We start from the raw sequence: 7,881 nt of genomic DNA on the forward strand, positions 1-7,881 counted from the left end.
GCGACCCTTATATGAAAAGATTTCTTCAATGCGCGTTGATTGCATTGCTGTTATCGTCTCTCGCTTTGCAGCCCGCCGCTCGCGAAGCAGAAGCGAAACAGCAGCCGGAACAACACCTCAAACAAATGGTCAGCAGCATGTCGCTTGAAGAGAAAATCGGACAAATGCTGATGCCTGACTTTAGAAACTGGAAGAAAAAAGGGGAATCGAACGCCAAAGGATTAACAAAAATGAATGACGAAGTCGCGGGAATCATTCAAAAATACCGGCTCGGCGGTGTCATTCTTTTTGCTGAAAATGTCACAGGCACAGAGCAGACTGTACGGTTAACGGACGGCCTGCAAAAAGCAAGTCCTGACATTCCGCTCTTTATCACGATCGATCAGGAAGGCGGGATTGTCACCAGACTCGAATCAGGCACAAACCTGCCCGGCAATATGGCAGTCGGTGCATCGCGAAGCTGCAAAAATGCCTTCAAATCAGGAAAAATCATCGGAAAAGAATTAGCATCGCTGGGCATCAACGTGAACTTCAGTCCTGTACTTGATGTCAACAACAATCCCGGCAACCCGGTCATCGGCGTTCGTTCTTTCAGTTCCAAGCCTGAGCTGACTTCAAAGCTCGGCATCCAAATGATGAAGGGCCTGCAGGACGAGCAAATGATCGCTACAGCAAAGCACTTTCCCGGACACGGCGATACAGCGGTTGACAGTCATTACGGATTGCCGCTTGTTCCGCATGATGAAAAAAGGCTGAGAAACATTGAACTTGCGCCATTTCAAAAAGCGATCGATGCAGGGATTGACATGATCATGACAGCGCATGTCCAGTTCCCCGCCTTTGACAATACAACCTATAAAAGCAAAAAAGACGGCGAGGACATCATGGTGCCTGCAACACTTTCCAAAAAAGTCATGACAGACCTTCTCCGCAAAGACCTCGGCTTTAAGGGCGTTGTCGTAACAGACGCTTTAAATATGAAAGCCATTTCTGATAATTTCGGACAGGAGGAAGCCGTCGTCATGGCTGTCAAAGCAGGAGTCGACATCGCCCTCATGCCCGCACAAGTCACATCGCTTGAGACCGAAAAAAATCTAGCGCGTGTATTCGAAGCTCTTCTGACAGCCGTTAAAAAAGGTGAGATCCCTATCGAACAAATCGATCAGTCGGTGGAGCGAATCCTTCAATTAAAAATAAACCGCGGTATCATCGATCACACCGGCTCCGAACCGCTTCAGAAAAAAATCAAATACGCCTTGAAAACGGTCGGCAGCAACAAACACATGAAATCCGAAAGAAAAATGGCAAGAGAAAGCGTCACCATTCTTAAAAATGAAAAAAGCACCTTGCCATTCAAACCGAAAAAAGGGGATACCGTCCTCATTCTCGCCCCATACGAAGAGCAAACAGCAGCAATCGCCAAAACCATCAGCAAAATAAAGAAAAACATCAAGGTGGTCGAATATCGATTTGCAGAAAAAGCGTTTGATGAAGAGATTCAAAAGAAAATTGACGAGGCCGATTATGTCATCACAGGATCATACGTAGTCAAAAACGATCCTGTTGTGAACGACGGTGTCATTGATGACAGCATTCAAGACTCAAGCAAGTGGGCAACTGCTTTTCCGCGCGCCGCCATGAAATACGCTCAGGCAAACGGGAAAAAATTTGTCTTAATGAGCTTACGAAACCCTTATGACACGGCAAATTTTGAAGAAGCCGCTGCCGTGATCGCAGTATACGGCTTTAAAGGCTATGCAAACGGGGGCTTCAGGCAGCCGAATATTCCGGCCGGAGTGGAAGTTATCTTCGGAAAGGCAAAGCCTAAAGGAACATTGCCCGTAGACATTCCTTCGGTCACACGCCCCGGAGAAACCCTTTACCCGTTCGGCTACGGGTTGAATATTAAAAACGGCAAGCCGCTTCACAAAGGAGGGGCAAAATGAGAAAAAAAGCGATCTGGCTGCTTGCGGGAATGTTTGTTTTCAGTACATTAACCGCAGCAGCGGCCTTTCCGGACAAAGAAAAGAAAGCAAAGGTCTCACCGGGTATTGAAGTGATCATGAACAAGAAAAGCATATTAAAAGGAAAAAGGGTCGGTCTCATCACAAATCCAACCGGTGTCAATTCAGCATTAACAAGCAGCATCGATTTGCTTCACCAAGCCCCCGGTATTGAGCTGACCGCTCTCTATGGTCCAGAGCACGGTGTAAGGGGAGACGCTCAAGCCGGCGATAAGGTTGACTCTTATATTGATGAAAAAACCGGTCTCCCCGTCTACAGCCTTTACGGAGATACGAGAAAACCGACACCGGAGATGTTGAAAAACGTTGACGTCCTGCTATTTGACATCCAAGATGTCGGAACGCGGTTTTACACTTACATTTACACAATGGCTTATGCGATGGAGGCGGCAAAAGAAAACGGCATTCCATTCATTGTTCTTGACCGGCCAAACCCGCAAAGCGGCTTAAAAGTTGAAGGACCTGTCCTTGATCCGGATTATTCTTCATTTGTCGGAATGTATCCCATCCCTTTAAAGCACGGAATGACCGCAGGAGAACTGGCAAAGCTGTTTAATGACGAATTTAACATCGGCGCCGATTTAACCATCATCAAAATGAAAGGGTGGAAGCGACAGATGTTCTTTGAAGACACTGGTCTTCCTTTCGTCCTGCCTTCCCCGAACATGCCGACGCCGGATACGGGCATCGTCTACCCGGGCACAGGTTTAATTGAAGGAACCAATATGTCAGAAGGAAGGGGCACGACAAAGCCTTTTGAATTAATTGGTGCGCCCTACATGAAAAGTACGGAACTCGCCGAAAAATTAAACGGTCTGAAGCTTCCTGGCGTCCGATTCAGAGCCGCCTCGTTCACTCCGACATTTTCAAAGCATCAAAATAAACTGTGCCACGGGGTGGAGCTTTACGTGACAAACAGGTCCGCTTTTAAGCCTGTAAATACCGGTATCGCGATCATCAAAACCGTCCATGACCTCTACCCGGACGACTTTGAGTTCCTCCCTTCAGGCAATTTCAACCGTCTGATCGGGAATGGATGGGTCAAAGCTATGATTGAACAAGGCGCTTCAATTGATGAAATCGTCAAAAAATACGAAGCAGATCAAAAACGGTTTATGAATATCAGAAAGAAGTATTTGCTTTATTAGGAAGAGCGGGATCCGCTCTTCTTTATTTTTTTAGACTGTTCAATGATTCTCATCTCATGTAAGATATGTAAAACTGCCTTTAGGGCAGGAAGGTCATTTTAAAGGGGAGAGACATCGGATGGAATTTTACCTTGTGGACGTGTTTGCAGAAACAAAATATACAGGAAACCAGCTCGCCGTTTTTAAAGCAGAAAAGAACCTATCAAGTGATAAAATGCAAAAAATAGCTAGGGAAATTAATTTTTCCGAAACAACATTTATATTAGGGAAACAGGAAAACAGCGGGTATGATGTCCGAATCTTCACCCCGGAAAAAGAAATTCCGTTTGCAGGACATCCGACGCTGGGCACAGCGTTTATCATAAAGAATGAAATCGAAACTGAACCATCTTCAAGCGTCATTTTAAATGTTCGAGCAGGCGCAATACCGGTATCGTTTGACAAAGGTGAAGATCAGATCATTTGGATGAAGCAAAATCCGCCTGTATTTAATCGAACTTTTGATAAAGAAATGATGGCAGAAGTACTCGGTATCGACACATGTGATATGGATTTGGATTTCCCGATACAAGAGGTTTCCACAGGTCTGCCAGCAGTTATCGTCCCGTTAAATTCGCTAAGTGCAGTTAAAAAATGCAAAATCAACAAGGATCGGTTTGAAGCTTTTATGAAAGAAACAGAAGCCAGTCTGCTCGTTTTTTCTACGGAAACCTATCATGAACAAAATCACATCAATACACGAGTTTTTTGCGACTGTCTCAGCGTTCCCGAAGATCCGGCAACAGGAAGCGCAATCGGGGATCTCGCAGGATATTTACTGCATCACGGTTATTTTAATCAAAATGACCTCAGCATAAGGGCTGAACAAGGGTATGAAATAAACCGGCCTTCCCTGCTTTATATTGAAGCGCACACAACGGAAAACAGCATAGAAATTCACATCGGGGGAAACGTCCACCTGATCGCAAAAGGAACCTGGCGAACTTGAACACAACGCGGGAAAGCGGTTTTTAAATATTAGAAAGAAGCAGCCGCTGACGGCCTGCGAAAAGCGGCGACTAACCAAATCACATTCACGATCGCTGACAGAATGCAAAGGCATACGACGCCCAATAAAGCAGAAGCATATCCGCCAAAAGCGCCAATCAACATAACCACTGGAATCATGGTCAGCGTGATGATTAATCCAATTCCGCAAAGAACAGCCATTACAAACTTCATCGCATCAAACCCGGCCATATAAACAGCAAGGGGAAGGATATAAAAGAGTAAAACGGTTCCGATTGCCGCCCACATCCCCAAAGTGCCAAACTCATTAGCATGGGGGCCTGAATGAGCGAGCGGAGAAAGTGAAGCTGTGACTAATAAAGAACAAAACAAAAATGCGGAAATTAAAGTCCAAATCATCACACTTACCCTATTGGTTTTCATTGTTTTTCACTCCTGTAAGGTTTGAGTCTGCCAACTATGAGGGCAGACTCGTTTTTTTGTCTAAATGATACGTTTTTTTCAGCTCGCTTCTTGTAAGCAAATGCCCATATAGCGCAGCCAGGATCTGCTGAAACAGCATGCCGATGACAACGGGCACAGCCACTTGCGGCGGAAAAAATCCGGTGGCCAACACAGCGCCGGCGCTAATATTCCGCATTCCTCCGGTAAAAATTAAAGCCACGATTTCCTCCTGGGGCCGTTTCATCAGCCGACCGATCAGCCAAGCTGTCATGTAGCCAGTAAATGCCACCAAAAAAACCGTAACGGCTATCGTTAAAAACTTTAAATCGACGTTTTTCAGGTAAGGAGCGACAACTGAGCTGTTAATCGCCACCACGGCGGCTAACCCGATTTTCGAAAATGGAGCGCAATTCGCGCTTAAACGCGCTGTCCGCTCCGATATTGAAAATTGATTGACGAGCATTCCTAGCAAAGAAGGAATCACAATCATTCCGACTAAACCTTTCATCATACCGATTACATCCATTTCAACATGCGCCCCGGCCAGGATGGAAAGACTGAACGGAACGATGAAAGGCGAAAGAATCGTGTCCACTAAAATAATCGATAGGGTTAAGCCGATGTTTCCTTTATACATGGCAGCCCAAATCATACTCGTAATACCCGTCGGAATGACAACACCAAGGGTAAGCCCTGTAATCGTTAATGAATCTCCGCTAAACACAAGATGCCCCGTGCCCCATGCCAGAACAGGCATAAATATGTGCAAAACAAATAAAGCGAGTAGCATCGGCAAGGGATGAACCATCGCTGTTTTCAGCGACTGAAAATTTGCCCCAAGGCTGCCGGCAAATGTCATAAACGCAAAAATCCACGGCACAAGACCCGCCAGCCCATTTAAGTAATCCGCAAGCAACACCCCGCTGACAACACTTAAAGGCGTCAGTAAAGGCATAATCTTACCAAGTGTTTTATTGATCGTCTGAAGCATAGATGTAAAACGCCCGCTCTCTTTAAATCGAATTTACATTCATTATAACAAAAGATGGAATATCAAAACAGGAAGGGAATACAGAAAAAGACAGCAAGATGAAAGAGTAGCTTTTAGGCATAATGAGCTATGCTTCTTTTTTTATAGGGGAACACGGTTAAAATGGCCTCTATCTTAAACATTCTGAACTGCTGTTTTTGGAAGCAAAATGCTTTCACATAACCGTTTTTAATTTCTTTCACGAGAATCGCCCGTTTAGAAAAACTACTTTCTTTCATGTAAATGATTTCTACCGGAAAACCGTCTTCCATTGAACGATACAACAGCTTATTCATCGTCTCACCTCACATCTTTATTTTATACGAACATTTGTTCTTATTCAAGTGTAAACAAAATGTAAATTTTGGCATTATCCCAAACCATGTATGAAAATATTAGCATTTTGAAGAAACTTTTTAAGGGGTTATTGCGTCAGTAAATACGTCACATATAAAAGAAGGAGTACTCGCCATGGCAAGAACATACAGAACGCGAATAAAGAAAAGAAAAAAGAAGAAAACAAAAAGAAGGCTCATCATTCTTTCCTTTCTTCTTGTTTGTGCGGTAATTTATCTTGCACTTCCAAGCGGTATGCGAGATCACCAAGAAAATCAACTACAGGCAACTGAAAAAAAAGAACAGCCTGAAGCAAAGAAGAAGACAAATCAAAATGAAACAAAAAAGAACCCTATCATCACAAAAAATGATAATGCTCAATTGGATCAATATTTAAAAAGCATTGGATTCAGCGGCACAGCATTAATTGTAGAAGACGGAAACGTTGTGACAAGCAAAGGGTATTTATATGCAAACCGCGAGGAAATGGTCCCCAATACACCGGACACCGTCTTTTATGTTGGGTCATCACAAAAAGCCATTATTGCAACGGCAATTTTACAGCTTGAGGAAAAGGGATTGCTATCAGTAAATGACCCCGTTTCTAAGTATCTTCCTGACTTTCCAAACGGCTCAAAGATCACCCTTTATCATTTCTTGACACACACATCAGGGATTAGGGGGCACAAAGAAGGCCACGGATATATTTCGCCGGAAGATTTAATGAAAGATATCGAAAAACGAGGCGTAAAATACCCAACTGGGAAATGGGATTATAGAGACTCCAATTACTCGGTTCTGGCATACATTGTCTCCATGGTAAGCGGTGAACCAGTCGATCAATACATCAAAAAGCACGTTTTTAAACCTGCCGGTATGAAACACGCAGGCTTTTATAAAACATTTGCTAAAGAGTCAAATCCGTCGACAGGGTATAAATTAAACCCGCAAAAAGAGCTTTATACGCCTGACATGCCGAATTTATCACAGCTTTATGGGGCTGGTGATATTTATATGACCGCTTATGATATGTATTTATTTGATAAAGCACTTTACGAAAGAAAAATCATTTCCAATGAAAGTTTTATGAAAATGTTTACGCCAAACAAAGCAACATACGGTATGGGCTTTTATGTGTCGCCGGGAAGCTATTCTAGTCACGGTGTCATGCCCGGCTATAACATATTAAACAGTTTCAGTCTGACAGGGAGCAGATACGTCATTCTATTTTCTAACATCCAAAACAACATCAAATCTTTTGGCAGTGTAAACAATCGGATCTTCTCTATTTTAAATGGATTTTAAACATATTTAAACAAGCTCTCTGTCATCCGAGTCAGAGAGCTTGTTTAATAGCAGAAAAAGTTTTTACGGTTAAAAGGGATTTTAATTATAAATATGGAAGATGGATAATAAATAATTTTCAATATAAAGGAAGGTTGTCATGTCTTTATTAACGCTTAGCAAAATCGTGACCGTTATTGGCGTTGTAGCATTATTTATATGGACTTTTAAAGACTCAAAACAGCATGAACCTGATACGTTAAAGTACGGGAGTTATATGTTGTTCCTTCTTGTTTTAGAAGTCACAATTAACGTTTTATATGAGTGGATATAGCAATAAAAGCAGGCATTAAGCCTGCTTTTATACATTCTATAAGTTGAAAGCAAAATATCATAAAACAAAAAAAGCTTTCTCCACCATAGGAGAAACCTTGTCATATCAACGTATTCACTTAAGCTTCCAAGCGGGCTCGAACCGCTGACCTCTTCCTTACCATGGAAGTGCTCTACCTGCTGAGCTATGGAAGCATTGGCTCCGCAGGCAGGATTCGAACCTGCGACCGATCGGTTAACAGCCGATAGCTCTACCACTGAGCTACTGCGGAAT

Annotated in this window: 7 protein-coding genes and 2 tRNA genes; 4 read left to right on the plus strand and 5 right to left on the minus strand. The window is 43.3% G+C overall.

Translation table 11 applies throughout. From position 1 onward, the window contains the following. Window positions 1-11 precede the first annotated feature (11 nt). The 3 genes from LQ247_RS07605 (at window position 12) to LQ247_RS07615 (ending at window position 4,160) form a co-directional block, all read left to right on the plus strand. Entirely contained in the window at window positions 12-1,946 is a 1,935-nt protein-coding gene (locus tag LQ247_RS07605) for a glycoside hydrolase family 3 protein (RefSeq protein WP_231005846.1), read from the plus strand. Beyond that, entirely contained in the window at window positions 1,943-3,172 is a 1,230-nt protein-coding gene (locus LQ247_RS07610) for an exo-beta-N-acetylmuramidase NamZ family protein (RefSeq protein WP_020449912.1), read from the plus strand. The genes LQ247_RS07605 and LQ247_RS07610 overlap by 4 nt, the downstream gene beginning before the upstream one ends. Window positions 3,173-3,290: 118 nt before the next feature. Next, window positions 3,291-4,160 (plus strand): PhzF family phenazine biosynthesis protein, encoded by an 870-nt coding sequence (locus LQ247_RS07615; RefSeq protein WP_025810886.1) that lies wholly within the window; start codon window positions 3,291-3,293, stop codon window positions 4,158-4,160. Between the two features lie 29 nt (window positions 4,161-4,189). Here the strand turns inward: LQ247_RS07615 and LQ247_RS07620 are convergent, their stop codons facing one another. The 3 genes from LQ247_RS07620 to LQ247_RS07630 all read right to left on the minus strand — a co-directional run bounded on the left by LQ247_RS07620 (window position 4,190) and on the right by LQ247_RS07630 (window position 5,950). Continuing rightward, entirely contained in the window at window positions 4,190-4,603 is a 414-nt protein-coding gene (locus tag LQ247_RS07620; protein ID WP_130569415.1) for a DUF5391 family protein, read from the minus strand. Between the two features lie 34 nt (window positions 4,604-4,637). Continuing rightward, on the minus strand, window positions 4,638-5,579 hold the full coding sequence (locus LQ247_RS07625) for a bile acid:sodium symporter family protein (protein ID WP_231005855.1): 942 nt from the start codon (window positions 5,577-5,579) through the stop codon (window positions 4,638-4,640). Between the two features lie 149 nt (window positions 5,580-5,728). Beyond that, the gene (locus LQ247_RS07630; RefSeq protein ID WP_020449908.1) at window positions 5,729-5,950 is read right to left on the minus strand and encodes a hypothetical protein; all 222 of its coding nucleotides are present in this window, start codon (window positions 5,948-5,950) and stop codon (window positions 5,729-5,731) included. 175 nt (window positions 5,951-6,125) lie between these two features. On the opposite strand from LQ247_RS07630, the gene LQ247_RS07635 reads away from it, so the two are divergent. Then, window positions 6,126-7,295, plus strand: coding sequence for a serine hydrolase domain-containing protein (locus LQ247_RS07635; protein WP_231005848.1), 1,170 nt, complete (start codon window positions 6,126-6,128; stop codon window positions 7,293-7,295). Between the two features lie 434 nt (window positions 7,296-7,729). On the opposite strand, the gene LQ247_RS07640 is transcribed toward LQ247_RS07635, so the two are convergent. Both LQ247_RS07640 and LQ247_RS07645 read right to left on the minus strand, forming a co-directional pair. Then, window positions 7,730-7,802: transfer RNA gene (locus LQ247_RS07640), tRNA-Thr, on the minus strand. Between the two features lie 2 nt (window positions 7,803-7,804). Beyond that, window positions 7,805-7,879 (minus strand) — tRNA-Asn (locus LQ247_RS07645). Between the last annotated feature and the right edge of the window lie 2 nt (window positions 7,880-7,881).

Source organism: Bacillus sp. BS3(2021), from assembly GCF_021043345.1.
Lineage (GTDB): Bacteria > Bacillota > Bacilli > Bacillales > Bacillaceae > Bacillus > Bacillus paralicheniformis.